This is a genomic window from Mesorhizobium sp. WSM4809, assembly GCF_055811655.1.
Genome location: NZ_JBVVQW010000012.1, coordinates 59,623 through 84,023 on the forward strand (window position 1 = coordinate 59,623; position 24,401 = coordinate 84,023).

Sequence of the window (24,401 nt, forward strand, 5' to 3'; positions counted from 1 at the left end):
AAGTGGCAGCGATCTTTGCGGAACAGGCGCTCCTTCCCGATGGCTGGCGCGATAATGTGCGGCTCACCCTGGCCGAGGGACGCATTACAGCCGTTCAGCCTGGCGCCGCAGCAGCAGCCGGCGACGAACGCCACGCGATCCTGTTGCCCGGCATGCCCAATTTGCACAGCCACGCCTTCCAGCGCGGCATGGCCGGCCTTGCCGAACTTCGCGGCCCCTCCGCCGACAGTTTCTGGAGCTGGCGCGAGGTGATGTACCGTTTCGCCCTGTCGATGACACCCGATCAGGTCGAGGCGGTTGCCGCACAACTCTATGTCGAGATGCTGGAGGCCGGTTTTTCCCGCGTCGGCGAATTTCACTATCTACATCACGACCGGGATGGAAAATCCTACGCCAATCTTGCCGAGATGGCCGAGCGCATCGCGGCGGCGGCCGGCGAAACAGGTATCGGCCTGACGCTGCTGCCAGTGTTCTATGCGCACTCGTCTTTCGGCGGCGCCGCGCCAAACCAAGGCCAGCGGCGATTCATCAACGATGTGAATCGGTTCTCGCGGCTTGTTGAGAAATGCCGCGAATCGGTTCGCGCGTTGAATCAGGCTGTCGTCGGCGTCGCTCCGCACAGCCTTCGCGCCGCGACGCCGGAAGAACTGATTGAGGTGACTGCCCTAGCGCCGGATGGGCCTATCCACATCCACATTGCAGAGCAGGTGAAAGAGGTCGAGGATTGCCTTGCCTGGTCGGGCGCGCGGCCGGTCGAATTTCTGCTTGGCCATGCCAAGGTGGACAAGCGCTGGTGCCTAATCCACGCCACGCACATGACCGATGCTGAAACCGTTGCCATGGCCAGGAGCGGCGCCATCGCCGGTCTCTGCCCGATCACCGAAGCCAATCTCGGTGACGGCACTTTTGCCGCGCCACTGTTCAGAGACCATGGCGGCCGCTTTGGCGTCGGCTCCGATTCCAACGTGCTCATCGGCCTGCCCGACGAATTGCGCCAGCTCGAATATTCACAGCGCCTCGCCCACCGCGCCCGCAATGTGCTGGCGGTCGCGGGCGGCTCGACCGGCCGGGCGCTGTTCGATGCCGCGCTGGACGGGGGCAGCGTCGCCCTTGGCGCCGGCATCTCGCAGATCGCCGCCGGCGCATCCGCCGATCTCGTCTCGCTCGATCCCAAAAATCCCTCGCTGGCCGGCAAGAGCGGCGACGCGATCCTGGACGCCTGGATCTTCGCCAATGGCGGCAAGGTCGACTGCGTCTGGGTGCATGGGCTCAAGCAGGTCAGCGGCGGCAGGCATGTGGAGCGAGAGGCTATCGCCGAGCGGTTTCGCAGCGTGATGACGGCGCTTTCGGCATGAGCATGGCCGGCACAGTGGTAGCGGAAGGTGGCGGCTCGCTGCACCAGCGCATCCTGACCGACATTAGCGAGAAGATCACGTCCGGTGCCTGGGCGCCCGGCCATCGCATCCCGTTCGAGCACGAACTGAGCGTGCAATACAATTGCTCGCGCATGACGGTGAACAAGGCGCTGTCACAGCTTGCCAAGGCCGGGCTGATCGAACGACGCCGCCGCTCAGGCAGCTTTGTGCGCCGGCCGCAGTCGCAAGCGGCGGTGCTGGAAATCCACGATATCCGCATCGAGGTCGAAGCGCTCGGCTTGCCTTACCGCTACGAGCGCGTCGCTCGGCACAAAAGGCGCAGCAGCGCCGAGGATCGCGCCCTGCTGGAATTGGGCTTGGCCGGACCGGTTGTGGCGCTGGAATGCGGGCATTTCGCCGGCGAGCGGCCGTTCGCGCATGAACAGCGGCTGATCAACCTCACCGCCGTACCCGAGGCAGCAGACGTGGAATTCGTGGCCATCGCACCAGGACCATGGCTGATCGGCCGCGTGCCGTGGAGCGAAGCCGAGCACCGGATTCGCGCTGTCGCCGCCGACAGACATATAGCGGCCGCGCTCGACATCGAAGCCGGCGCGCCGTGCCTGGTGGTAGAGCGACGGACATGGAGCGCCGAACATCCGGTCACCCATGTGCGCTTTACCTACGCGGCCGAGAGCCACACGCTGGTGGCAAGGTTCAGGCCGCAGGGGTGAGGCGTGTCCAGCCGCAGGCTGGCGAAAAGCCAACGATTTGGCTTTTCGAACGCCGAACGCCCGGAGCCATAGCGGAGGGCAGCGGCGCCGACCTCCACCCGGACCCTCGGTCCGGCCTCCCCACAAGGGGGAGGCTAAAAACTCAAATCGCGGCGGTAATAATAATCTCGACCAGATAGTCCGGGGTGGCGAGCTTTGCTTCGCCGGTGGCACGGGCTGGCGTGTTGCCCTGCGGCACCCACTTGTCCCATTCCGCGTTCATCTCGGCAAAGGTGCTCATGTCGGCCAGCCAGATGATCGCCTGCAGGATCTTGGTCTTGTCGGAGCCAGCCTTGGCCAGCAATTCGTCGACAGCCGCCAGGATGTCCCTGGTCTGCGAAGCGACGTTGCCGGTTGGCTGGCCGACCTGACCAGCCAGATAGACGGTATTGCCATGGATGACGATCTGGCTCATGCGCGGGCCGACATCGATGCGACGAATGCTCATTGGATGGTTCCTTCCTGTGACGGTTGCGCTTCTTTAGAGTCGCGGCCGGCTTGGGGCAAGGTCGCCAGGTCGAATCCCCTTGGGCCAACGGCATATGGCATGCACACACGGCAAGTTGCCCCGCGGCCGCAATTCCGCCGGATTGGCTTGTTGACTAATGTAATAACATCACATATCCAATCGGCCGCTGCCAGCAGCCGGATTTCGCCGCCTACGGATCGCAGAATGACAAATACCTGCCTGACATTCCGCGACCTGACGCTTGGCTACGGCAGCCATCCGGCGATCCATCATCTCGACGGCACCATCCGCAAGGGCTCGCTGACCGCTGTGGTCGGCGCCAATGGCTCCGGCAAATCGACGCTGATGAAAGGCATTGTCGGCGTCCTGAAGCCAATGGCCGGCGAGGTTATCCGCGCGCCCGGTGTACGTGCCGCCTATCTGCCGCAGCAATCGGAGCTCGACCGCTCCTTTCCGGCACGGGTGGTCGATCTGGTTTCGCTCGGCCTGTGGCCACGACGCGGCCTGCTTGGCCGCTACACCAAGGAAGATCGCGATGACGTCAGCAAGGCGCTGATGGCGGTCGGCCTCGGCGGCTTTGAAAAGCGCCCGATCGACACGCTGTCGGGCGGTCAGTTGCAGCGCACGCTGTTTGCGCGCGTCCTGCTGCAGGACGCCGACCTCATCCTGCTCGACGAACCCTTCAACGCCGTCGACGCCAAGACGGTCGGCGACCTCATTGCCCTGATCAAGCACTGGCACGGCGAGGAACGCACCATCATGGTTGTCGTCCACGATCTGGACCTGGTGCGGCAGAATTTCCCCGAAACGCTGCTTCTCGCCCGCCAGCCGATCGCCTGGGGCGAAACCAGGGAAACGCTGAAACCTGACAACCTGTTGCGCGCCCGCCGCTTCCACGAAGCCTGGGAAGAAAATGCACCCTGGTGCGAGCCGGGCGAGGACGCTCATGGTGACGATCACCATGGCCACGATCACCATGACCATCGACACGGCGTCGGACCGAGGGCTGCCTGATGGACATGCTTTACGGTCTTGTCATCGCGCCCTTCGCCGATTTCGGCTTCATGCAGCGGGCTTTGATCGGTTCGCTGATGCTGTCGCTCGGCGCCTGCCCTATCGGCGTCTTCCTGATGCTGCGGCGCATGAGCCTGTCGGGCGACGCGATGGCGCATGCAATCCTGCCCGGCGCGGCCGCCGGCTTCCTGTTCTATGGGCTGGAGATCCTGCCGATGACCATCGGCGGCCTGATCGCCGGCGTCATCGTCGCGCTCGGCGCCGGCGCCGTCTCGCGCTTCACCATACAGCGCGAGGACGCCTCGATGGCGGCGTTCTATCTGATTTCGCTCGCCATCGGCGTGCTGATGGTGTCGATCCGCGGTTCCAGCGTCGATCTCATGCATGTGCTGTTCGGCACCGTGCTGGCGCTCAACGATGAGGCCCTGACGCTGATCGGCGGCATCGTCGCGGTGACGCTGGTCAGCCTCGCCATCTTCTGGCGGGCGCTGGTCGCCGAATGCCTCGACCCGCTGTTCCTGCGCTCGGTCAGCCGGCTCGGCAGTCCGGTGCATTTCATCTTCCTCGGCCTTGTCGTGCTCAACCTTGTCGGCGGCTTCCAGGCACTCGGCACGCTTCTGTCGGTTGGGCTGATGATGCTGCCGGCCGCAGCCGCCCGCTTCTGGACAGTTCGCGTCGAGCCGATGTGCGTGCTGGCGGTGCTGATCGGCTTTGCGTCCTGCGTCGCCGGGCTGCTTTTGTCCTATCACGCGTCGCTGCCATCCGGCCCGGCCATCATCCTGTCGGCCGGCGTCGTCTATTTCGCCTCGATCCTGTTTGGCACGCGCGGCATTCTGCGCGCGCGCATCATCCATCACCGTCACAGAACGGCCTGATCCCCGCCCCTAGAAGGAGACCCGTCTATGCTGAAATCGATCCATGCCGCCCTGGCGATGAGCGTTATAACATTAACCGCTTTTGGCGCATCGTCGGCCTTGGCCGCACCGCTGAAAGTGGTCGCCAGCTTCACCGTCATTGCCGATTTCGCCAAAAATGTCGGCGGCGACCGCATCGACGTCACCACCATCGTCGGGCCGGATGGCGACGCCCATGTCTACGAGCCGAGCCCGGCCGATGCGGTGGCCATGGCCAAGGCCGACATCGTTCTGGTCAACGGCCTGCATTTCGAAGGTTTCCTGCAGCGGCTGGTCGATGCCAGCGCCACCAAGGCGTCTATCATCACCTTGACCAAGGGCGTGACGCCGATCGATTTCAAACCTGAATTCGCGGATGCCGACGCGGCCGAAGGTGCCGGCACCGACGGCCGCAAGACGGTCACCGATCCGCACGCCTTCCAGTCGATCGCCAATGCCAGGATCTACGTGAAGAACATCGCCGAGGCTTTCTGCGCAGCGGATGCGGAAGGCTGCGTCAGCTACCAGACCAATGCCGCCGCCTACACGAAGAAGCTCGACGCGGTCGAAGGCGAAGTGAAAGCGGCGATCGCCTCAATCCCGGAGAGCAAGCGCGTCGTCATCACCTCGCATGACGCCTTCGGCTATTTCGAACACGCATACGGCCTGACCTTCCTCGCCCCGCAAGGCATCTCGACCGACTCCGAACCATCCGCCGCAGACGTCGCCAAACTGGTCACTCAGGTGAAGCAGGACAAGGCGGCTGCGATCTTCGTCGAGAACATCACCAACCCGCGCCTGATCGAACAGATCGCCAGCGAAACCGGCATCAAGGTCGGCGGCACGCTCTATTCGGATGCGCTGTCGCAGCCCGACGGCCCGGCCGCGACCTATATCGACATGATGCACAACAACATCCGTCAGATCAAAGGCGCCATTCTCGGCAGCTGAGTATGGAGGATTGTCCAGCCGGGCCGCATCGGCCCGGTTGGATTTTCCGGCACGCAGTGTCTATTTGGCAGAGAATTCCTTCGGTACGGATTGCCGCCCATGTCGGGGAGTGGCAAGACTGCCGCCTGACCAGTTTGCGAGGATGCTGCCATGGAATACCGCGAAATCAGCGAGGACTATTCGGTTTCGGGCCAGATCCAGCCTGAGGACGTCGCCGCCATCAAGGAAGCCGGCTTCAAGAGTGTCATCTGCAACCGGCCCGATGACGAACAGCCCGGCCAGCCTTCTGCCGACACCGTCAAGGCGGCGGTCGAAGCCGCAGGGCTCGCCTTCCGCTACATCCCCGTCATCAGCGGCCAGATCACCGCCGAGAATGTCGAGGATCAGGCCGAAGCGCTCGACGAGCTCGACGGCCCGGTCTTCGCCTATTGCCGCTCCGGCGCCCGCTGCACCAATCTCTATGGGCTGATCCAGCAGTCGAAGGGTTGATCCGCCCAAGATTTAGATCGGCAGCGCGCCGGTCTCCTTCAACGTCTCCAGCACGATCGCTGTCTTCACGTGCTGCACGGATTCGTGTGGCAGGAGCACGCCGTTGACGAATTCAGACAGCGATTTCAAGTCGGGCGTCACCACTTTCAGGATGTAATCCATCTCGCCGGTCAGCGCGTGCGCTTCCTGCACCTCAGGCAGCCGCGCCACCAGTTCACCGAAGCGCCGCGCATTGTCGCGGTTGTGCGTGGCGAGCGTGACCGAAATGACGTTGACCAGGGAAAAACCGAGCTTGTCGCGGTCGAGAACGGCGCGATAGCCCTTGATAAAGCCGTCCTCCTCCAGCCGCTGGCGGCGGCGCGAGCATTGCGACGCCGACAGGTTCACCCGCTCCGAAAGATCGTTGTTGGTCAGCCGCGCATCACCCTGCAACAGCGCCATTATCTTGCGGTCAAACTGGTCAATGCGCGCCTCATCCATGGTTTTTCCTCACATCATGCACGCTTCACGCATGACATCATCATTTCAAGCGTTTGAATGCAAGCACCGTGCGCCTCCTCCGCGTTATGATCGTGTCAAATGGCCTTTTCAGGCCAGGCCAGCTTTCGGAGGAATATCATGGGTCCATTCCCGCACGACGCCCCGCCCGCCAGGATCGGCAAGGACAACCCGGCCGGCACCGACGGCTTCGAGTTTGTCGAATTCGCGCATGCGGAGTCGGAGAAACTGGCCGAACTGTTCACCCGCATGGGCTATCTCGCCGTGGCCAGGCACCGCACGAAAGACGTCACCATCTGGCGGCAGGGCGACATCAACTATGTCGTCAATGCCGAGCCCGGCTCGCATGCGATGAAGTTCGTCGACAAGCACGGCCCCTGTGCTGCCTCGATGGCCTGGCGGGTGGTGGATGCCAAACACGCTTTCGATCATGCGGTTGCCAAGGGCGCCATGCCTTACGAAGGCGCCGACAAAGCGCTCGACGTGCCAGCAATCATCGGCATTGGCGGCTCGCTGCTCTACTTCATCGAGACCTATGGCAAGAAGGGTTCGGCCTATGATGCCGAGTTCGAATGGCTGGGCGCTCGCGACCCACGGCCGGAAGGCGTCGGCTTCTACTATCTCGATCACCTGACCCACAATGTCTATCGCGGCCAGATGGACAAATGGTGGGATTTCTACCGCAATCTGTTCGGCTTCAAGCAGATCCATTTCTTCGACATCGACGGCAAGATCACCGGCCTGGTGAGCCGCGCCATCACCTCGCCCTGCGGCAAGATCCGCATTCCGCTCAACGAGTCCAAGGACGAGACCAGCCAGATCGCCGAATATCTGAAGAAATACAATGGCGAGGGCATCCAGCACATCGCTGTCGGCACCGACGAGATCTATGCCGCCACCGACAGGCTGACCGAGAACGGGCTGAAATTCATGCCCGGTCCGCCGGAGACCTACTACGACATGTCGTACGACCGCGTGAACGGCCATGACGAACCGATCGAGCGCATGAAGAAGCACGGCATCCTGATCGATGGAGAAGGCGTCGTCGATGGCGGCACGACCAAGATCCTGCTGCAGATCTTTTCGAAAACCGTGATCGGGCCGATCTTTTTCGAGTTCATCCAGAGGAAGGGCGACGAAGGTTTTGGCGAAGGCAATTTCCGCGCGCTGTTCGAATCGATCGAGCAGGACCAGATCAAGCGCGGGGTGATCAAGGTGGACGGCAAAGCGGCGTAAGGTTACTCTCGCTGCGGCCCGGCTTTGGCTTAAGGTTGGGCCTAGCGAGGTCGAGCCGTGCACGTCTCTATTACGGAAGCCAGAGCCAAACTGTCGGAACTCGTCAGGCGTGCAAATGCCGGCGAGGAGATCGTAATCACCCGGCGCGGCAGGGTCGTAGCGCGTCTCTTGCCGCCCCCCGGCAAGGAAAGACCTATCGGCGCCACCGCTGCTCTGAAAGGGCCGAGCGGCTTGACGATTAATTAGAGCCCCAACCGCTCGACCTCTCTCTCCCTCAGCTTCGCATCATAATAGAGCAGAAACTCATCCAGTTGCGGCGGCTTGACCGACGTCCCCGAAAGCATGGCGTGCACCTGGCCGCGATGATGGATGTCGTGCAGGAAGACATGGGCGAGGATGTCGCCGATGCGCTCGGGGATCATGCCGTCCTCGCGCCGGTCGGTGATAACCTGCCGATCGAGGTCGTCGGCCGACAGTCTATAGCAAAAGGCGATCAGCCGCCGGTCGGCTGCGACCTGCACCGCAAACAACGCCCCCGGCTCGTCGAGGGGCACGAAGTCGTCATGGGCGGCAGCACCGAGACCACCCTCTTCGAGAAAATCGAGGTAGAGAAGATCGACCGCAAGGATGTGGTTGAGCGTCGCCTTGATCGATGGAAAGAAGCTGGTGCGTTCGGCCTCGAACTCGCCTGGCTGGAGCGACAGCACCGCGCGGTAGAGCCGGTCGTTCGACCACAGATTGTTGCCGGCCATACGGCGCAGATGGTCGAGCAGGTTCACGAGATCATCCCCCTGCCCGCATCAGATGCAAGCCTGCCCCCATGATCGCGAATCCGGCAAGAACGATCAGCAGAAGCCGGTTCATGCGCCGCCGCATGGCTTGCGTTTCCTCGTCGCGCGCGACGTTCATGTTGGTGATGGTGTGGAACATCATCGCCTTGCGCGGAAAGCCGCTGCGGTTGGTCAGGCCGGGCGATCGCGCCTCAATGCGGTAGCTCAGCCGGATCGCCTGGATGAAGACCGCCAGTATGGCGAGTGCCCAGACACCGGCCAGAAGATAGTCCCCCGTCATGCCCTTACCTCTCGTATTTCTCGACCTTCTGCTCAATGGCGCCGAAGATCGAATGCCCGGCTTTGTCCTTCATCTCGATGCGCACCGTGTCGCCGAAGCGCAGGAACGGCGTTTTGGGTTCGCCTGACACAATGGTCTCGATCATGCGCAGTTCGGCGATGCAGGAATAGCCAGCGCCACCGGCCGAAACAGGCTTGCCCGGCCCGCCGTCGAGCTTGTTGGAGACGGTCCCCGAGCCGATGATCGTGCCGGCCGCCAATGGCCGTGTCCTTGCTGCGTGAACGATCAGCGCCGGAAAATCGAAGGTCATGTCGATACCGGCATTGGCCCGGCCGAACGGCTTGCCGTTGAGATCGGCGAGCAGCGGCAGGCTGACCTTGCCGCCGTCCCAGGCATCACCCAGTTCGTCCGGCGTCACCGCGACAGGCGAAAACGCCGAGGACGGTTTTGACTGGAAAAAACCGAAACCTTTGGCCAGTTCCGGTCCGGTGAGCGCGCGCAGCGTGACGTCATTGACCAGCATGACCAGCCGGATCGCCGCGCGCGCCTCATCGACACTGGCGCCCATCGGCACGTCGTCGACAATGACGGCGACTTCGCCTTCCATGTCGATGCCGAAGGCTTCGTCAGCCATGCGGATCGGATCGCGTGGCGGAATGAAAGAATCTGAGCCGCCCTGGTAGATCAGCGGGTCGGTCCAGAAGCTCGCCGGCATCTCGGCGCCGCGCGCTTTGCGCACCAGTTCGACATGATTCACATAAGCCGAGCCGTCGGCCCATTGATAGGCGCGCGGCAGCGGCGAGTGGGCGTCATGCTCGTGGAAGCGCTCCGCCGGCATCGCATTGTTCTCAAGCGATTCCGCTATTGTCGCGAGATGCGGGGCGACGCGGCGCCAGTCGTCGAGCGCCGCCTGCAGCGTGCGCACCAGGAACGAGGCGTCGGTGAAGCGTGTCAGGTCGCGCGAGACGACGACGAGTTTTCCATTGCGCGTCCCGTCCTTCAATGTGGCAAGCTTCATGCGGTTTCCTCTCCTGCTGCAGCTTTGGCGCTGCTTAAGCCCACAACAAGACCGTCGCGGGCGATCGTCAAGTCGCCGGCCCATGTTTTCCTGACAGCGGCAGTCCAATCGGCCTCCCCGATCCCGGGATCGTCGGCCGGAATGAGGTGATTGAGCACCAGTCTCTTGACGCTGGCATCGCTGGCGATGCTGCCGGCCTCTTCGGCAAAGCTGTGGCTGGCGAGCAGGTGGTCTTTCAGCCGCGCACCATTGCCGGTCCTGGCCACTAGCCGCTCGATGCCTTCCTCCAGCATGGCTTCGTGGACGAGGATATCGGCGCTTTGGGCAAAATCCGCCAGCGGCGGAAAGAAGGCCGTGTCAGCGGAGAACACCACGCTTTTTCCGCCATGCTCGAAGCGCAGGGCAAAACAGTCGGTCACCGGCGGATGCTCGACGCGCAGCGCCGAAACCGTCAAGCCGCCCTGTTCGACCACCTGGCCTTCGCCGAATTCGCTGATCGAAACCAGGTCGCGAATATCCGGTCGGCCTTCATCGACGATGCGGATTTCGATATCGAACTCCATCGCCTGGCAAAAGCGCCGCCAGTAGTGGCCAGTGCCGGGCGGACCGAAGACGCCGACGGGCGTGGCCAGACCCGCCGTCCAGGCGGTGTGGATCAACGGCCCCAGTTCCAGGACATGGTCGGAGTGCAGATGCGTGATGAAGATCAGGTCGAGCGCCTTCAGGCTGATGCCCGCGTCGACCAGACCGCGCGTCACGCCAAGCCCGCAGTCGACGACGATGCTGCGGCCTCCGATCTGCAGCAGCGACGAACTCGGCCACGGACCACCCGGCCGCAATGCCGGGCCACCCTTCGAGCCCAAAAGCACCAGCCGATCCGGCATTGGCTCGGTGCTCAAGACCAGTCGCCCTCGGGCGTGCCATTGAAACGCTTCTTCAGATCCGCCCAGCAGTCGATATAATTGTCCTGCCGGGTTTCGAGTTCGGCGCCGTAGCGGGTCAGCATTTGCGGAAATCGGGTCTCGAACATGAACGCCATGGTGTTGTCGAGCTTGACCGGTTTCAGGTCCGCGCGCGAGGCCTTTTCGAAGCCAGGCGCATCCGGTCCATGGGCCAGCATCAGATTGTGCAGACTGATGCCGCCGGGCACAAAGCCCTCTTCCTTGGCATCGTACTGGCCATGGATCAGGCCCATGAACTCGCTCATGATGTTGCGGTGGTACCAGGGTGGCCGGAACGTGTCTTCGGCCACCAGCCAGCGTGGCGGGAAGATGACGAAGTCGATATTGGCCGTGCCCTCCTCGCCGCTGGGTGCCGTCAGCACAGTGAAGATGGACGGGTCGGGATGGTCGAACAGCAGCGCGCCGACAGGCGAAAAGGTAGCCAGATCATATTTGTAGGGGGCGTAATTGCCGTGCCAGGCAACGACGTCCAGCGGCGAATGGCCGATCTCGGTGACATGGAAATTGCCGCACCATTTCACCGTCAGCCGGCACGGCGTTTCCTTCTCCTCGAACCAGGCGCAAGGCGTCTTGAAATCGCGCGGATTGGCCAGGCAGTTGGCGCCGATCGGGCCGCGGTCGGGCAGCGTCAACTTGGCGCCGTAGTTCTCGCAGACGTAGCCGCGCACTTCCTTGTCGACCAGCTCGACCTTGAAGACCAGACCGCGTGGCAGCACCGCGATCTCGCCGGGCCGCAGCTCAATGACGCCCATCTCGGTGACGAAGCGCAATGCGCCGACCTGCGGTACGACCAGCAATTCACCGTCGGCGTTGAAGAAATGGTCGTCGACCATCGAGGTGTTGGCGACATAGACATGTGCCGCCATGCCCGTCTGCCCGAGCACGTCGCCAGCGGTGGTGATGCTGCGCATGCCGGCGATGAAATCGGTCGGCTCCTTCGGCATCGGCACCGGATTCCAGCGGTATTGGCCAAGCGCCAACTCATGGTCGCCGACATTGGGCGCACTCTTCCATAAGGGATAGCTCGCAGGCTTGAAGCGGCCAGTGTGCTTGACGCTCGGTCGGATGCGGTACAGCCAGGAGCGCTCATTGGTGCCGCGCGGCGCGGTGAAGGGAGAGCCGGAAAGCTGTTCGGCGTAAAGACCGTAGGCCGGCCGCTGCGGCGAATTCCGTCCCTGCGGCAGCGAGCCGGGCAGCGTCTCGGTTTCGAAGTCGTTGCCGAAGCCCGGCATATAGGAAAAGGCCATTGCTTCCTCCCCGGAATGGATCTCAATTGACCAAACTGGTTTCATTTGTAACCATTGAAAATGTAACCATCAATGGCGGCTTTGAAAAATGGCGATCAAGAGCGAAGCGTCCGACGCGCCTGAAATTCTCAATCTGGAAAATTTCCTGCCTTACCGGCTCTACCGGCTTGCCGACGCCGTCAGCCGCGAATTTTCGCGGATTTACAAGGATAGCCACGGCCTGACGCGGCCGGAATGGCGCACCCTTTCGGGGCTGGGGCAGCATGGAACGATGACGGCGTCTGCAATCGGTGAGCAATCGGCCATGCACAAGACAAAGGTTTCGCGCGCTGTCGCCGAGCTCGAACGGCGTCGCTGGCTGACGCGAAAACCGGACGAAAAAGACGGCCGTATCGAACATCTGACGCTGACCGGAACGGGACTTGCCGCCTATCGCGAGATGGTGCCGCTGGCCAAGGCGTTCGAAGGGGATTTGCTGGCAAGGCTCAGCGCTGAAGAGCGCAAGGCGATCACCAGCGGACTGGCTGCATTGGAGACCAGCCTGGTCCCGAGCAAGGGTTAGTCCAAGATCAAGCCAATCACCCTGAACGACAGAGTTCGAGCGAGACTGCGTGGGAGCTCCCACCACAGCCAAAGCATAGCATTGCCTTCGATTTGTTCGTGATTTGCGTTGTCAGGCCGCGTATAATGCCCATTACACCGACGGGAGGACTACGATGAGCATTCGCACATTAAGTGTCCTGGTGACGCTGCTTTTAGGCACCTGCACATTTGCGCAGGCCGAGCAGACAAAGCCGATGTCGATCGAAGTGTTCCCTTTCGAATTGGAGGATAAGAGCGCCGGGGCGGGAATAATTCCCCCGGATGAATATGACAGGCGCTATCTGTCCGAATCGGCACAAATTGCAAGGGACATGCTCTCCCAGTCTGGGCGCTTTACAGTAATTGATGTGCCGGCGCGGGATACACAGGCTGCTGCGCCGCACGGATTGCGCAACTGCGCTGGTTGTGAAGGACCGATTGCCAAGGAGCACGGCGCGTCGCTTGCCTTGCTTGGCGTCGTAACGCGCGTCAACCGAACAGAACATACTATGTTCATTCGCATCCTTGACGCCGAAACCGGGAGACATGTTTCGGAGGGGTTTACCGATCTTCGCATGGGTGCGAACCACGCGTGGCCCCGCTCCGTGAAATGGTTGATGAAAAACAGAATCCTGCGCTAGGCGGCATCTACCAGTCCATCACCACCTTGCCGGAACTGCCGCTGCGCATCGCATCGAAGCCGGCTTGGAAATCGTCGATGCCGATGCGGTGGGTGATCAGGCCGGAGACATCCAGCGGGCCCTGCACAAGCGCGATCATCTTGTACCAGGTTTCGAACATCTCGCGGCCGTAGATGCCCTTGAGATGCAGCATCTTGAAGATGACCTTGTTCCAGTCGATCTCGAAGCCGGTCGGCGCGATGCCCAGAATGGCGATCTTGCCGCCATTGTTCATGGTGTCGATCATGTCGCGGAAAGCGGGGGCGGCGCCCGACATTTCGAGGCCGACGTCGAACCCCTCGGTCATGCCGAGCACCGGCATGACGTCGCGCAGCTTTTCCTTCGAGGCGTCGACGACATGCTGGACGCCAAGTTTCTTGGCCAGCGCCAGCCGCACCGGGTTGATGTCGGTGATCACCACTTTGCGCGCGCCGACGCATTGCGCGACGAGCGCGCCCATGATGCCGATCGGCCCGGCGCCGGTGACCAGCACATCCTCGCCGACCAGATCAAATGACAATGCGGTGTGAACGGCATTGCCCAGCGGATCGAAGATCGCGGCGATCTCGTCGGGCACATCATCGGGGATCGGCACGACATTATGCTGCGGGATCGCCAGATACTCGCCGAAAGCGCCGGGACGGTTGACGCCGACGCCGAGCGTGTTGCGGCACAGATGCCCTCGCCCGGCGCGACAGTTGCGGCAATGGCCGCAGACGATGTGGCCTTCGCCCGATACACGCTGGCCGACCTTGTATTCGGTGACCGCTGCGCCGAAATCGGCAACGGTGCCGACGAATTCATGGCCCGTCACCATCGGCACCGGCACCGTCTTTTGCGCCCACTGGTCCCAATTGTAGATGTGCACGTCGGTGCCGCAGATCGCCGTCTTCTTGATCTTGATCAGCACGTCGTTTGGGCCGATCTCCGGCACCGGCACCTCTTCCATCCAGATGCCCGGTTCGGCCTTGGCCTTCACCAGCGCCTTCATCATGTTCGACATGCTTTTGTCCCTTGAATCTCTTGATCCGGAATCGCTTTTCGATTCCAGCCCTTCAGGAAATGACCCCGAGTTCACGCCCGACGGCGGCAAACGCTTCCACTGCCCGATCGATATCCGCGCTGGAATGCGCCGCCGACATTTGCGTGCGGATGCGCGCCTGGCCTTTCGGCACCACCGGGAAGGAAAAGCCGATGACATAAATGCCGCGCTTCAGCATGCGCGCGGCCATCTCCTGCGCCAGGCTGGCATCACCCAGCATCACCGGTATGATCGGATGATCGGCTCCGGCCAGCGTGAAGCCGAGCTTGCCCATCTGCGACCGGAAGCGCGCTGCATTGTCGTAGAGTTTGTCGCGCAGCCCATCGCCGTCCTTGATCAGTTCGAACACCTTGATCGAAGCGCCGGCGATCGCCGGCATCAGCGTGTTGGAGAAGAGATACGGCCGTGAGCGCTGGCGCAGCCAGTCGACCATCTGGCCTTTGCCCGAGGTGTAGCCACCGGAGGCCCCGCCAAGCGCCTTGCCGAGCGTGCCGGTGATGATGTCGACCCTGCCCTCGACGCCGCAATGTTCGGCCGAGCCGCGGCCATTCCGGCCAACGAAGCCGACGGCATGACTGTCGTCGACCATCACCATGGCGTCGTATTTCTCGGCGAGGTCGCAGACACCCCTGAGATTGGCGATGATGCCATCCATCGAAAACACGCCGTCGGTGGCAATCAACCGGAAGCGGCAGTCCCGGGCTTCCTTCAGGCGCGCCTCGAGATCGGCCATGTCGTTGTTGGCGTAGCGGAAACGTTTGGCCTTCGACAGCCGCACGCCATCGATGATCGAGGCATGATTCAAGGCATCCGAGACAATGGCGTCTTCCTCGCCCAGCAGCGTCTCGAACAGGCCGCCATTGGCATCGAAGCAGGAGCCGTAGAGGATAGTGTCTTCCATGCCGAGGAAAGAGGAAATCGTGGATTCGAGCTGCTTGTGCTCTTCCTGGGTGCCGCAGATAAAGCGCACCGATGCCATGCCGTAGCCATAGCGGTCGAGCGCCTGCTTGGCAGCATTGCGCAAATCGGCGCTATCGGCGAGGCCGAGATAGTTGTTGGCACAGAAATTCAGCACCTTGCCGCCGCCAACCTCGATCTCGGCCGACTGCGTTGAAGTGATCACCCGCTCCGACTTGTAGAGGCCTACCGATTTGAGCCCCGCGAGCTCGCTGTCGATGTGGGAGAGGAATGCTGCGGTCATGGTCGGCCTCGTTTGATGTGGGCTGACTGTCGTCTCGTCCGCGTGAAAAATCCATCGCAAAAACGACCGGATCGGTGGCAAGCAGCACGATGCCGCCCCGATGTCGATCATCATGCGGCGGCGGAAACGACGTCGCGACAAGGGTTCTGGCCGATGACCGCTCAAATGCCGGTACGGCGCTAAACGAGCCGATAACCATTTCGCGATCTTTCGACAGCCGCCCCTCGCCGGGCAGCCGTCGATTTCCGGTCCTGTTAACGTTTGCAGTTCAATGGTGCTCATACAAGAATCTTTAGGCAAGAATCCGTAGGCGAGAGGGCCGCCCCCGAAAATGTCGCAGCAGCCGGTGCAAACCGTTTCAGGCAAGCTCATACTGCTGATCAAGGCCGGCTATTGGCTGGCCCTGCTGATCATTGCGGCCATGGTGATCGCCTCCTTCATCCTGCTGCAGCAGATGATGGCCACCCAACAGCACAATCACACTTTGCTCGACATCGTCAGCACACAAAAGACGCTGTCGCAGCGCATCGTCTTCCTTGCCGGTGCAACGGGCGCCGGCTCACGCGACAAGCAACCGGCGCTGGTCAGCGCGCTCAAGCAGGCAACGGCGGAGTTCGAGACGAACTACGACCTGCTGCTCGATCAGACGGGAGCCGATCCGCAATCGCCGGCCAAGCTTGACCCGAAGTCGATCGAAAGCGTCCTTTTCGCCAAGCCCTTCCACCTCGACTATTTCTCGGTCGGGCTGATCGCCAATGGCGACCGCCTGATCTCGGCCTATGAATCGCAATTCAGCGGCAATGGCGGTTACAAAGGCGGCGACGAACGCGTCAATCTCGACGCCTCCGTCGCCAATGCGACCTTGTCGGGCTACGCCGCGCTTGGCCAGCGCATCACTGCCGACGCCGACGACCGCTCCGAGAAGCTGCTCGCTCTCCATCGCACTCTGTTCTACGCCACAATCGGCGTCATCATACTGGTGGCGCTCTTCATCTTCAGGCCGATGTCGAACGCCATCCTGCGCAAGACGCATGAATTGATCGACGCGCGCAATTCCATGGCCTTCATCGCGGTGCATGACGGCCTTACCGGCCTGCACAACCGCACGTTCCTGACCGATCATTTCGACACGCTGATCAAGGGCACGCACCGGCGTCGCGAACGCCTTGCCGTCGTCCAGCTCGATCTCGACCGATTCAAGCAGATCAACGATACGCTCGGCCACGCCGCCGGCGACTATGTGCTGGTCGTGACGGCACAGCGCATGCGCGATTCCTGCCGGGCGTCGGATCTGTGCGTGCGCCTGGGCGGCGACGAGTTCGTCATGATCCTCGGCGGCGCCGGCGGCACCGAAGACATCAATATGCTGGCGCGACGCATCCTGGCACATATCAACGAGCCGATCGTCTTCCAGGGCACGACCATTCTCCCAGGCGCCAGCGCCGGCATCGCGGTCTATCCGATCGACGCCGACAATGCCGGGGATTTGCTGGTCCACGCCGATCTGGCGCTTTACTCCGCCAAGAAGCTTGGCGGCGGCAACTTCTCCTTCTTCTCCGAGGAGCTGCGCCGCGAACTCGACTATCGCAAGCAGCTCGAGCACGACATCAAGGTTGCCATCGCCGAGCGGGCGTTCCAGGTCTATTTCCAGCCGCAGGTCTCACTGACCCACGGCACGATCAGCGGCATCGAGGCGCTGGTGCGCTGGAACCATGCGGAGCGCGGCATGATCCCGCCCGGCGAGTTCATTCCGGTCGCCGAGAAATGCGGCTTCATGCCCGAGATCGGCCGCATCGTCATCACCAAGGCGATCAACGAGGCGGCCGAATGGAATCGCGCCGGCATTGCCTTCGGACGGCTTGCCGTCAATGTTTCCGGCACCGAGCTGCGCGAACACGATTTCGATGCGTTCTTGTTCGAGACGCTGGAAAAGGCCGGGCTGCCGCCGCAGAAACTGTCGCTGGAAATCGTCGAATCCGTCATCCTCGATGACGAAAAGACGGGTATCGCGGCCAAGCTGCGGCACATCCGGGCAGCCGGCGTCCATCTCGAACTCGATGATTTCGGCACCGGCTATGCTTCGCTCAGCCATGTCAACCCGAACGAGATCGACCGGCTGAAGATCGATCGCCGCTTCGTCCAGAACATCCATGAGAATGGCGACAACTCGAAGATCGTGCGCGCCATCACCGAGCTGGCGCGTGGCCTTGGCATCTCGATCGTCGCAGAGGGCGCCGAAACCGAGGCCGAGCTCGATTCGCTGATGGCGATCGGCTGCGACCAGGTGCAGGGCTACTCCATCGCCTTCCCGATGCCGCACGACAAGGCGCTGGAATGGCTGACCGCCCGCATGCCCAAGAAGGCCAAGCTGACGGTGCTGCAAGGAAGCCTGGCATAGGTAAGGCCATAGGTAAGGCCGGCTGCCTTGACAACCGCGTGTGAAGATGGCGGCCTTGTCGTGATCGCAACCGGATATCGGGGCTGATGACACCGTTTCGGTTTGTGCTGGCGGCGGTTTTGATTTTTGCGGTTCCCGCCCAAGGGGCCGATCGCATAATATATCTTACCTTCGACGATGGGCCGCTGAACGGCACAAGCAACATCCTCGATGTGCTGGAAGCCGAGCAGGTTCCTGCAACCCTATTCATGGTCGGCATGCACGCACAGGCGAGCGCCGCCAACAGAGCGCTCGTCCAGCGCGCCAGGCAGCTTCCTCTGGTGACGCTCGGCAACCACAGCTACAGCCATGCCTACAATCACTACCGGCATTTCTACGGCGACACCGAAGGTGTCGTCGCCGACATGGTAAGGGCAAACGCGGTGCTCGGCTTGAAGCCCGTGGTGCATGCAAGGCTGCCGGGGCGCGACGTGTTCAGGCTGCCCTCCATGTCGAAGAACGACACTTCGCTTGGCCTCGCCCAGGAGGGGCGTGAAGAGCCCGACTACGAATTTGTCGCGGCCTCAGGCTTCTATCTCTACGGCTGGGACCATGAATGGGTCCACAAGGACAACGGCGAGCCGGTGCAGAGCGTCGATCATCTGGTCAGCGAGATCGATCACCTGTTCGGCTATGGCCGCTTCGTCAAGCCCGGCAAGCTGATCCTGCTGATGCATGACGAGATGTTCCAGGACGGTTTCGACGGCAAGACGAAGCTGACCAATTTGATCACCGCGCTGAAGCTGCGCCGTTACACCTTTGGGGCAATCCAGGGCTATGACGACTGAGGCGACAAGGACGGCCAGTTCTCAGCGGTTTGCGCGTCGCGGGATCAGCAAGGTGTCAAAGCACCTCGACCGATTCGCCGCGTAACTTGTGGCGGCGCAATTTGATGTATGTGCGTAAATTTGGCGTAATCTGAAAGCCAATCAGCTTCGTCTCCTGGAGGGGAGCAGCCCACGCCATGGTCTCGTAGCGGGCACCGTAACCTTCGATAGTGACGGCAAGATTTTCGCGGCCCAGATACCTCGCCAGAGTGGCACAGGCAGCAACCCTCGATCGTATGGACTGACCGTATTTGGGCGCAAACGCCAATCCTCCGTCCGCCAGGTCATCCACCTCATGGGCAAGCACTAGGAACAAGATGTCCTCGTCGCCGGCCGGCACACCGGCATCCACAAGGCGCTCGGGGTCTCCGGTATCGAATTTCAGTCCGACCAGGCGGGCGACAAGACCTTCAACCCGGGGACCGATTATTTGCTCCAGCCATCTGCGGTGTGCATCGGTGCGCCTGCTGGACTTTCCGTCCGGATAGTGGCCGCTGTCGTAGGCAGCGTGAAACATCGCGGCCAGGACAAGATCGACGCTTTTATCGAAATGCGCGGCCGATGACGCAGCTCCCACCGCATGGCAGATGAACGGCCGTCCTGTCTTGCGGTAGCGGCCGTTGAACATCGCGCAACACACACGATACGTCTTTTGCACCCGGGCGATATCGGCAACCGGATATCCAGCCTCGTATAGCTGCATGTAGAGCGCCGTATTGGTCTGGCGCGGAACGAACAGATCTTCTGTGGTCAACTTGTCCCCCCGGACTTTCTTAGGTTTTCGTCAACTTTTCTCGGCAGAAGACGCACTGCTTCGCGATTTCCCTGCAGACTTGCAGTAGAATGAAACTGATCCCAAGCGTTTGGATCACCCTAGATCGTTACAAGTACGACAGGGAAAGTCCAGTCTAGGGGCTCTTGCAGGAAGCTTCGGCCGCGCGCTACCGATCCTGGCGATAGCTAATTTCAGATCCGCAAGCCGAACCTGATGCCGTCATAGATGGCGGCGTGGATGTTGCGCGAGGCGACCGCGTCGCCGATGCGGAACAGAACAAAGCCGCCTTCTGGATTGCGCTTGGGAAAGATGTCGCCACCGCTCACCAGCCGTTCGTAGTCGACCGCACCGCCATTCTTCGACAGCGGCTTCAGCGAGAGGTAGAGATCGTCGAGCGGCAGCGTACCGTGCTCGACCACCACCTGATCGACCCTGCGCTCGCCGCGCCAGCCATCGGCGAAATCCGAAGCCAGCTCTGCGATCAGCTGGTTGCCCTCGCGCCGCACCGAACGCAGCCGCGTGTTGATGGTGATGGTGACGCCCTTTTCCTGAAAGGCCCTGATATAGGGCACATGGTTCATGCCGCCCATTTCCGGGGCAAAGAAACGCTCCGGCGAGACAAGTTCGAGTTTAGCGCCGGCATTGGCGATCAGTTCGGCGGCGCCCATGCCCTGATGGCCGCCATTGTCGTCATAGAGCAGCACATTTTCGGCCGGCTTGACGCTGCCGGCCATGATGTCCCAACTCGAGGTGACAAGGTTGTCGCCTGATGTCAGCGGCGGGTTCTGCGGCAGGCCGCCGGTAGCGACCACCACCACATCGGGCGACAGCGCCAGAACATCGTCTTTTTCCGCCCAGGTGTCGTAGCGGATCTCGACACCGAGCCGGTCGAGTTCAGCCAGCCGCCAGTCGATGATACCGATCAGCTCCTTGCGGCGCGGGTTCTGCGTCGCCAATCGCACCTGGCCGCCGGCCTGGCTCGATGCTTCAAGCACCATCACCTTATGGCCGCGCTCGGCCGCGACCCGCGCAACCTCCAGTCCGCCGGCGCCGGCCCCGACGACCACGATTTTCTGCTTCGGTCCTTCGGTCTTGACGATGATATGCGGGATTTCGGCCTCGCGGCCGGTCGCGGCATTGTGGACGCAGAGCGCTTCGCCGCCCTCATAGATGCGGTCGAGACAATAGGTGGCGCCCACGCACGGGCGGATCTCATGCTCGCGCCCCTCCATCACCTTTTTGATGATGTGCGGATCGGCGATATGGGCGCGGGTCATGCCGACCATGTCGAGCTTGCCGGTGGCGATGGCGTGGCGTGCGGTGGCCACGTCGGATATGCGCGCCGCGTGGAAGGTCGGGAATTTCGTCGCCGCCCTCACCTCTCCGGCGAAATCGAGATGCGGCGAAGAACGCATGCCGGTTACCGGGATGACCTTGGTCAGCGCCGCATCGCTCTCGATCGAGCCACGGATGATGTTGAGGAAATCGACCTTGCCGGAGCCCGCCAGCCGCCTGGCGATTTCGATCCCCTCCGCCTTCGACAGGCCTTTTTCGAAATCTTCGTCGGCGACCATGCGGATGCCGACGACGAATTTGTCGCCGACAGCTGCCCGCACGGCATCGAGCACCATGTTGGTGAAGCGCAGGCGATTGTCCAGCGAGCCGCCGAATTCGTCGTCGCGATGATTGGTGGCTGGCGACCAGAAGCCGTCCATCAGATGGCCGTAGGATTCGAACTCGATGCCGTCGAGGCCGGCGGCCTCGCAGCGCTGGGCGGCTGAAGCATAGTCGGCGACGATGCGCTCGATGTCCCAGTCCTCGATCGTCTTCGGGAATGCGCGATGCGCCGGCTCACGCACCGGCGAGGCCGAGAGCACCGGCAGCCAGTCGGCCTTGTTCCAGCCGGTACGGCGGCCGAGATGGGTGATCTGAATCATCACCTTGCAGTCGTGCTCGTGGCAGGCGTCAGCGAGTTCGGCGAGCCACGGCACGATCCTGTCGTCATAGACATGCAGATTGCCGAAAGCGGCCGGGCTGTCGCGCGAGACGATCGCCGAGCCAGCGGTCATGGTCAGAGCCATGCCGCCCCTGGCCTTCTCGGCATGGTAGAGCCGGTAGCGCTGTTTCGGCATGCCGTCTTCCGAATAGGCCGGCTCATGGCTGGTCGACATGACCCGGTTCTTCAGCGTCAGGTGTTTCAGCTGGTAGGGCTGGAGAAGAGGATCGTTGCTGGTCATCGTCTTCCTGCGGTTTCAAATTGTGCTAATGAGCGGCAAAATTCGTTTTCAAGCATGTCGTCCCGCACGCACTCCGGGCGCTTGCGACAAGGATTGGCCCATGATCGACACCAAAACCCTCACCCAACTCGGCGCGCACGTCGAGACGCCACAAAGCCCCGAAGCAGCGGTCCTGGAGACCGTACCGTTTTCGCGCGGTGACGGACCGCCGGCGATCGTGCGCTTCACCTGCCCGGAATTCACCTCGCTGTGCCCAGTCACCGGCCAGCCGGACTTCGCCCATATCGTCATCGACTACGCACCCGATGCGGCTCTGGTGGAATCGAAGTCGCTCAAGCTGTTCATGACCTCGTTTCGCAACCATGGCGCCTTCCATGAAGACTGCACCGTCATGATCGGCCGCCGCATCGTGGCGGCAACCAAGCCGCTGTGGTTGCGCATAGGCGGCTATTGGTATCCACGCGGCGGCATTCCGATCGATGTGTTCTGGCAAACCGGCGCTCCGCCCGAAGGCGCCTGGCTGCCCGACACCGGGGTAGCGCCTTATCGCGGGCGGGGTTGAGCGAACGTCAACCATGGATGGCACCCGTCCGGCAGAGCTTTGTTGCAAGAAAGGAAAAGATAGCATCGCTGTAGCGCAGTTGGTCGTAGCGCAGCAGATCGACATGGCCTGCGCCTCCAAACCAGACGAGTTGTGAACCAACGGCAGCATTCTGCAGCGCCAGCACCTGTCCATGATCGATGAAAGGGTCGTTGCTGCCTGCAAGCAGCATCAGCGGCTTGCCGATAGCAGCAAGATGGTCGACCGGCTTGACATCATCGGCGCTCAACCCGAGACGAAGCGGCATCTGTGCCAAAAGGACATCGGCTTGGAAACCGCGCCAGAAGTGGAAAGGCATTCGCCACGCTGTGGTTTCGCGCAAGGTTGCGTAGAGCTGCTCCAGCACATAGGCATCGGCAGGCGCTTGCGGCGCGGCAAAGACAAGTGCGGCGGCGCCAAGCGACGAGCCGATGGCGCCAAGCTTCTGGCCTGGAAAGCGTTGCCGAGCAAAGGTAATAATACGGGCGGCGTCCGGGCCTTCCGAATACCCGAAGCCCTGAACGGCGCCACCGCTCTCTCCATGACCGGAGAGGTCGAACAAGACAACGGAATAGCCAGCGTCGAACAAGAGCTTCGCCCTTTGAACCAAGGTCAGCCTGTTGGCGCCGCGCCCATGTAGCAGCACAATCGCACCGCAACTGCCCTTTCGATCGGCTACCCAGCCGACAAGCTCGGGCGCATCGGCCTGGCCGAGTACGATGCGCTCGACGGAGAAGTCGCCAGGCGCTGCCAGAGCTTGCCGCGGCTGGCGAGCGACCAGTATCGTGCCGATGTGCCAGTCGAACACGCCCCCGGCAACGCCGAGTCCGACCAGCACGATGGCTAGCGAAAAGCAAAGCTTCATCGCCGGTTCATTCGCACTGATACTGGCTGAGTGCCCATTCGCCGGTCACCGACAATAGGTCCGATATCTTCCAGTCGCCGTCGACCCTCTTGAATTTCCATTCCAGCCGGTGCGGGTTGCCCGATATGACGAAGGCGACGATGACCTTGGCCTGGTCGCCGTTGATCGCCTCGAGCGTCTTCAGGCTCTTGTCGATCTCGGCCTTGTCGTAATCGGCATTGTCGAGCGCCATGTTGGGGTCGAGGCACTCGCCCTGCCCGGATTTGCGCAACGCGTCGCTCTTGTCGAGCACGGTTTTGGCCGGGTCGATGAAATGGCTTCGCTCGGCCGGATCGATCTCCAGCCCGACCTGATCGTAAAACGGCCGCACCACGGCGGTCGGCGAGCCCGGCTGGATCGGTGCGGCGGGCGCGGCTTCGGCTGGCGACCATCCCACCGGCGGCGTGGCCGGTTCCGCCGCTCCGCCCGGCGCATTTGCGGGCGGTGCCCCGCTGTCGCCCGGCTGGGTGTCGGCCGCGGCGTTTGCCGGCGGCGCACCCAACAAGCCTTGCGCGGCGGCCCCGTTCAGAGCCGCCAGCAGGCACACACCCGACAGCGCCAGGAACCGGCGATGGGCCATCGCTTCACTCCGGCGTCTGGCCGGCCATGCATTCCAGCGCGCTGAGCGTCCAGTCGCTGGTCTTGGAAGCGATGTCCGATACCTTCCACTTGCCGTCGATCTTCTTGAGCGACCAGAGCATTTCACGTTTGGAATCATCGCCCTCGGAGAACAGGCTGAAGGATGCCGTGACCTGTGCGTTATCGCCATCCAGCTTCTCAGACAGTTTTAGCGTTTTCGAGACGGTTTTCTGATCGAAATCCTGGGCGTCGAGACCAGGATCGAAATCGATGCAGGCGACCTGGTCCGGGTTCGTCTTCGTTGCCTGGTCGTTCAGCTCGAACAGTTTCGTCACCGGTTCGGTGAACCGATCCCGATATTGTTCGTCGGCCTCGAACTTGACCGCCGGGACATAGAAGAACTTCACCGCGTCGGACGCCGGTCCGGCGACGGCGGCGCCCGGCAGGGCTATCGAAAGGGCGGCAACGAGCACTGTCAGTCTCATGCAGAATCTCCGGCTTTTGATGGCTTGAGCCTATCAATACCACGCATCCTGCATATCGGCTTTTTTGCGGCTCATGAAGTCCTGCCGCGCCTTGTT

At 62.1% G+C, this 24,401-nt stretch carries 27 protein-coding genes; 13 read left to right on the forward strand and 14 right to left on the reverse strand.

Annotated elements, in window-relative coordinates:
* The first annotated feature begins 2 nt into the window (after positions 1 to 2).
* Both AC0L24_RS24565 and hutC read left to right on the forward strand, forming a co-directional pair.
* Positions 3 to 1,355, forward strand: coding sequence for a formimidoylglutamate deiminase (locus AC0L24_RS24565; RefSeq protein ID WP_128362686.1), 1,353 nt, complete (start codon positions 3 to 5; stop codon positions 1,353 to 1,355).
* A complete protein-coding gene (hutC, locus tag AC0L24_RS24570) occupies positions 1,352 to 2,089 on the forward strand; it encodes a histidine utilization repressor (protein ID WP_127810739.1) in 738 nt (245 codons plus the stop codon). The genes AC0L24_RS24565 and hutC overlap by 4 nt, the downstream gene beginning before the upstream one ends.
* Before the next feature lie 142 nt (positions 2,090 to 2,231).
* On the opposite strand, the gene AC0L24_RS24575 is transcribed toward hutC, so the two are convergent.
* Positions 2,232 to 2,576 carry a RidA family protein gene (locus AC0L24_RS24575; RefSeq protein ID WP_127271894.1) on the reverse strand — a complete coding sequence of 115 codons (345 nt, stop codon included), beginning with the start codon at positions 2,574 to 2,576 and terminating at the stop codon, positions 2,232 to 2,234.
* 225 nt (positions 2,577 to 2,801) lie between these two features.
* Here AC0L24_RS24575 and aztA point away from each other — a divergent pair, with 225 nt between their 5' ends.
* The 4 genes from aztA (at position 2,802) to AC0L24_RS24595 (ending at position 5,944) form a co-directional block, all read left to right on the forward strand.
* Positions 2,802 to 3,611: a zinc ABC transporter ATP-binding protein AztA gene (gene aztA / locus AC0L24_RS24580; RefSeq protein WP_127322948.1), complete on the forward strand. Its 810-nt coding sequence runs from the start codon at positions 2,802 to 2,804 to the stop codon at positions 3,609 to 3,611.
* Positions 3,611 to 4,486, forward strand: coding sequence for a zinc ABC transporter permease AztB (gene aztB, locus AC0L24_RS24585; protein ID WP_031212890.1), 876 nt, complete (start codon positions 3,611 to 3,613; stop codon positions 4,484 to 4,486). Before aztA ends, aztB begins: the two co-directional genes overlap by 1 nt.
* A 27-nt stretch (positions 4,487 to 4,513) precedes the next feature.
* Positions 4,514 to 5,455, forward strand: coding sequence for a zinc ABC transporter substrate-binding protein AztC (gene aztC / locus AC0L24_RS24590; RefSeq protein WP_292658999.1), 942 nt, complete (start codon positions 4,514 to 4,516; stop codon positions 5,453 to 5,455).
* A gap of 150 nt (positions 5,456 to 5,605) precedes the next feature.
* Positions 5,606 to 5,944 carry a protein tyrosine phosphatase family protein gene (locus AC0L24_RS24595; RefSeq protein WP_127270126.1) on the forward strand — a complete coding sequence of 113 codons (339 nt, stop codon included), beginning with the start codon at positions 5,606 to 5,608 and terminating at the stop codon, positions 5,942 to 5,944.
* A 12-nt stretch (positions 5,945 to 5,956) separates the two neighbouring features.
* Here AC0L24_RS24595 and AC0L24_RS24600 read toward each other — a convergent pair whose 3' ends face one another.
* Positions 5,957 to 6,424: an Lrp/AsnC family transcriptional regulator gene (locus AC0L24_RS24600; protein WP_127270128.1), complete on the reverse strand. Its 468-nt coding sequence runs from the start codon at positions 6,422 to 6,424 to the stop codon at positions 5,957 to 5,959.
* 138 nt (positions 6,425 to 6,562) lie between these two features.
* On the opposite strand from AC0L24_RS24600, the gene hppD reads away from it, so the two are divergent.
* Positions 6,563 to 7,678 carry a 4-hydroxyphenylpyruvate dioxygenase gene (gene hppD, locus AC0L24_RS24605; protein ID WP_128362684.1) on the forward strand — a complete coding sequence of 372 codons (1,116 nt, stop codon included), beginning with the start codon at positions 6,563 to 6,565 and terminating at the stop codon, positions 7,676 to 7,678.
* Positions 7,679 to 7,735: 57 nt separating this feature from the next.
* Positions 7,736 to 7,924 carry a type II toxin-antitoxin system Phd/YefM family antitoxin gene (locus AC0L24_RS24610; protein ID WP_127270132.1) on the forward strand — a complete coding sequence of 63 codons (189 nt, stop codon included), beginning with the start codon at positions 7,736 to 7,738 and terminating at the stop codon, positions 7,922 to 7,924.
* Here the strand turns inward: AC0L24_RS24610 and AC0L24_RS24615 are convergent.
* The 5 genes from AC0L24_RS24615 to hmgA are packed head-to-tail and all read right to left on the reverse strand — an operon-like array spanning position 7,921 to position 11,976.
* On the reverse strand, positions 7,921 to 8,457 hold the full coding sequence (locus AC0L24_RS24615) for a DinB family protein (RefSeq protein WP_292631836.1): 537 nt from the start codon (positions 8,455 to 8,457) through the stop codon (positions 7,921 to 7,923). The genes AC0L24_RS24610 and AC0L24_RS24615 overlap by 4 nt on opposite strands.
* A gap of 4 nt (positions 8,458 to 8,461) precedes the next feature.
* On the reverse strand, positions 8,462 to 8,749 hold the full coding sequence (locus tag AC0L24_RS24620) for a hypothetical protein (RefSeq protein ID WP_127270135.1): 288 nt from the start codon (positions 8,747 to 8,749) through the stop codon (positions 8,462 to 8,464).
* Between the two features lie 4 nt (positions 8,750 to 8,753).
* The gene (locus AC0L24_RS24625) at positions 8,754 to 9,767 is read right to left on the reverse strand and encodes a fumarylacetoacetate hydrolase family protein (protein ID WP_127810743.1); all 1,014 of its coding nucleotides are present in this window, start codon (positions 9,765 to 9,767) and stop codon (positions 8,754 to 8,756) included.
* Positions 9,764 to 10,651 carry an MBL fold metallo-hydrolase gene (locus AC0L24_RS24630; protein ID WP_164874002.1) on the reverse strand — a complete coding sequence of 296 codons (888 nt, stop codon included), beginning with the start codon at positions 10,649 to 10,651 and terminating at the stop codon, positions 9,764 to 9,766. Before AC0L24_RS24630 ends, AC0L24_RS24625 begins: the two co-directional genes overlap by 4 nt.
* 11 nt (positions 10,652 to 10,662) lie before the next feature.
* Entirely contained in the window at positions 10,663 to 11,976 is a 1,314-nt protein-coding gene (hmgA, locus tag AC0L24_RS24635; protein WP_127810745.1) for a homogentisate 1,2-dioxygenase, read from the reverse strand.
* Positions 11,977 to 12,064: 88 nt separating this feature from the next.
* Here hmgA and AC0L24_RS24640 point away from each other — a divergent pair, with 88 nt between their 5' ends.
* Entirely contained in the window at positions 12,065 to 12,538 is a 474-nt protein-coding gene (locus AC0L24_RS24640; protein ID WP_127810746.1) for a MarR family winged helix-turn-helix transcriptional regulator, read from the forward strand.
* A 154-nt stretch (positions 12,539 to 12,692) separates the two neighbouring features.
* The gene (locus tag AC0L24_RS24645) at positions 12,693 to 13,199 is read left to right on the forward strand and encodes a DUF2380 domain-containing protein (RefSeq protein WP_127810747.1); all 507 of its coding nucleotides are present in this window, start codon (positions 12,693 to 12,695) and stop codon (positions 13,197 to 13,199) included.
* 7 nt (positions 13,200 to 13,206) lie between these two features.
* On the opposite strand, the gene tdh is transcribed toward AC0L24_RS24645, so the two are convergent.
* Positions 13,207 to 14,241, reverse strand: a complete 1,035-nt coding sequence (gene tdh, locus AC0L24_RS24650) for an L-threonine 3-dehydrogenase (protein WP_013533376.1) — start codon at positions 14,239 to 14,241, stop codon at positions 13,207 to 13,209.
* A 52-nt stretch (positions 14,242 to 14,293) separates the two neighbouring features.
* Positions 14,294 to 15,481 (reverse strand): glycine C-acetyltransferase, encoded by a 1,188-nt coding sequence (locus AC0L24_RS24655; protein ID WP_292659467.1) that lies wholly within the window; start codon positions 15,479 to 15,481, stop codon positions 14,294 to 14,296.
* 331 nt (positions 15,482 to 15,812) lie between these two features.
* Between AC0L24_RS24655 and AC0L24_RS24660 the strand changes: the two genes are divergently transcribed.
* Both AC0L24_RS24660 and AC0L24_RS24665 read left to right on the forward strand, forming a co-directional pair.
* Positions 15,813 to 17,879, forward strand: coding sequence for a putative bifunctional diguanylate cyclase/phosphodiesterase (locus AC0L24_RS24660; protein WP_127320491.1), 2,067 nt, complete (start codon positions 15,813 to 15,815; stop codon positions 17,877 to 17,879).
* Between the two features lie 86 nt (positions 17,880 to 17,965).
* On the forward strand, positions 17,966 to 18,706 hold the full coding sequence (locus AC0L24_RS24665; RefSeq protein WP_473564212.1) for a polysaccharide deacetylase family protein: 741 nt from the start codon (positions 17,966 to 17,968) through the stop codon (positions 18,704 to 18,706).
* A 55-nt stretch (positions 18,707 to 18,761) separates the two neighbouring features.
* Here the strand turns inward: AC0L24_RS24665 and AC0L24_RS24670 are convergent, their stop codons facing one another.
* Both AC0L24_RS24670 and AC0L24_RS24675 read right to left on the reverse strand, forming a co-directional pair.
* The gene (locus AC0L24_RS24670) at positions 18,762 to 19,499 is read right to left on the reverse strand and encodes a hypothetical protein (protein ID WP_473564213.1); all 738 of its coding nucleotides are present in this window, start codon (positions 19,497 to 19,499) and stop codon (positions 18,762 to 18,764) included.
* 212 nt (positions 19,500 to 19,711) lie between these two features.
* Positions 19,712 to 21,757, reverse strand: coding sequence for an oxidoreductase (locus AC0L24_RS24675; RefSeq protein ID WP_473564214.1), 2,046 nt, complete (start codon positions 21,755 to 21,757; stop codon positions 19,712 to 19,714).
* A 100-nt stretch (positions 21,758 to 21,857) separates the two neighbouring features.
* On the opposite strand from AC0L24_RS24675, the gene queF reads away from it, so the two are divergent.
* Positions 21,858 to 22,319, forward strand: a complete 462-nt coding sequence (gene queF / locus AC0L24_RS24680; protein ID WP_010915503.1) for a preQ(1) synthase — start codon at positions 21,858 to 21,860, stop codon at positions 22,317 to 22,319.
* 7 nt (positions 22,320 to 22,326) lie between these two features.
* Here the strand turns inward: queF and AC0L24_RS24685 are convergent, their stop codons facing one another.
* The 3 genes from AC0L24_RS24685 to AC0L24_RS24695 are packed head-to-tail and all read right to left on the reverse strand — an operon-like array spanning position 22,327 to position 24,305.
* Complete coding sequence (locus AC0L24_RS24685) at positions 22,327 to 23,202, reverse strand: alpha/beta hydrolase (protein WP_473564215.1); 876 nt, start codon at positions 23,200 to 23,202, stop codon at positions 22,327 to 22,329.
* A 7-nt stretch (positions 23,203 to 23,209) separates the two neighbouring features.
* Positions 23,210 to 23,821: a hypothetical protein gene (locus AC0L24_RS24690; RefSeq protein WP_473564216.1), complete on the reverse strand. Its 612-nt coding sequence runs from the start codon at positions 23,819 to 23,821 to the stop codon at positions 23,210 to 23,212.
* A 4-nt stretch (positions 23,822 to 23,825) separates the two neighbouring features.
* A complete protein-coding gene (locus AC0L24_RS24695; RefSeq protein WP_473564217.1) occupies positions 23,826 to 24,305 on the reverse strand; it encodes a DUF3828 domain-containing protein in 480 nt (159 codons plus the stop codon).
* Between the last annotated feature and the right edge of the window lie 96 nt (positions 24,306 to 24,401).

Bases quoted from the DNA above. Each gene is read 5' to 3' on its own strand.
- hutC (WP_127810739.1), top strand. From the start codon at position 1,352: ATGAGCATGGCCGGCACAGTGGTAGCGGAAGGTGGCGGCTCGCTGCAC.
- AC0L24_RS24575 (WP_127271894.1), bottom strand. From the start codon at position 2,576: ATGAGCATTCGTCGCATCGATGTCGGCCCGCGCATGAGCCAGATCGTC.
- aztA (WP_127322948.1), top strand. From the start codon at position 2,802: ATGACAAATACCTGCCTGACATTCCGCGACCTGACGCTTGGCTACGGC.
- aztB (WP_031212890.1), top strand. From the start codon at position 3,611: ATGGACATGCTTTACGGTCTTGTCATCGCGCCCTTCGCCGATTTCGGC.
- aztC (WP_292658999.1), top strand. From the start codon at position 4,514: ATGCTGAAATCGATCCATGCCGCCCTGGCGATGAGCGTTATAACATTA.
- AC0L24_RS24595 (WP_127270126.1), top strand. From the start codon at position 5,606: ATGGAATACCGCGAAATCAGCGAGGACTATTCGGTTTCGGGCCAGATC.
- AC0L24_RS24600 (WP_127270128.1), bottom strand. From the start codon at position 6,424: ATGGATGAGGCGCGCATTGACCAGTTTGACCGCAAGATAATGGCGCTG.
- hppD (WP_128362684.1), top strand. From the start codon at position 6,563: ATGGGTCCATTCCCGCACGACGCCCCGCCCGCCAGGATCGGCAAGGAC.
- AC0L24_RS24620 (WP_127270135.1), bottom strand. From the start codon at position 8,749: ATGACGGGGGACTATCTTCTGGCCGGTGTCTGGGCACTCGCCATACTG.
- AC0L24_RS24625 (WP_127810743.1), bottom strand. From the start codon at position 9,767: ATGAAGCTTGCCACATTGAAGGACGGGACGCGCAATGGAAAACTCGTC.
- AC0L24_RS24630 (WP_164874002.1), bottom strand. From the start codon at position 10,651: ATGCCGGATCGGCTGGTGCTTTTGGGCTCGAAGGGTGGCCCGGCATTG.
- hmgA (WP_127810745.1), bottom strand. From the start codon at position 11,976: ATGGCCTTTTCCTATATGCCGGGCTTCGGCAACGACTTCGAAACCGAG.
- AC0L24_RS24640 (WP_127810746.1), top strand. From the start codon at position 12,065: ATGGCGATCAAGAGCGAAGCGTCCGACGCGCCTGAAATTCTCAATCTG.
- AC0L24_RS24645 (WP_127810747.1), top strand. From the start codon at position 12,693: ATGAGCATTCGCACATTAAGTGTCCTGGTGACGCTGCTTTTAGGCACC.
- tdh (WP_013533376.1), bottom strand. From the start codon at position 14,241: ATGTCGAACATGATGAAGGCGCTGGTGAAGGCCAAGGCCGAACCGGGC.
- AC0L24_RS24655 (WP_292659467.1), bottom strand. From the start codon at position 15,481: ATGACCGCAGCATTCCTCTCCCACATCGACAGCGAGCTCGCGGGGCTC.
- AC0L24_RS24660 (WP_127320491.1), top strand. From the start codon at position 15,813: ATGTCGCAGCAGCCGGTGCAAACCGTTTCAGGCAAGCTCATACTGCTG.
- AC0L24_RS24665 (WP_473564212.1), top strand. From the start codon at position 17,966: ATGACACCGTTTCGGTTTGTGCTGGCGGCGGTTTTGATTTTTGCGGTT.
- AC0L24_RS24675 (WP_473564214.1), bottom strand. From the start codon at position 21,757: ATGACCAGCAACGATCCTCTTCTCCAGCCCTACCAGCTGAAACACCTG.
- queF (WP_010915503.1), top strand. From the start codon at position 21,858: ATGATCGACACCAAAACCCTCACCCAACTCGGCGCGCACGTCGAGACG.
- AC0L24_RS24685 (WP_473564215.1), bottom strand. From the start codon at position 23,202: ATGAAGCTTTGCTTTTCGCTAGCCATCGTGCTGGTCGGACTCGGCGTT.
- AC0L24_RS24690 (WP_473564216.1), bottom strand. From the start codon at position 23,821: ATGGCCCATCGCCGGTTCCTGGCGCTGTCGGGTGTGTGCCTGCTGGCG.
- AC0L24_RS24695 (WP_473564217.1), bottom strand. From the start codon at position 24,305: ATGAGACTGACAGTGCTCGTTGCCGCCCTTTCGATAGCCCTGCCGGGC.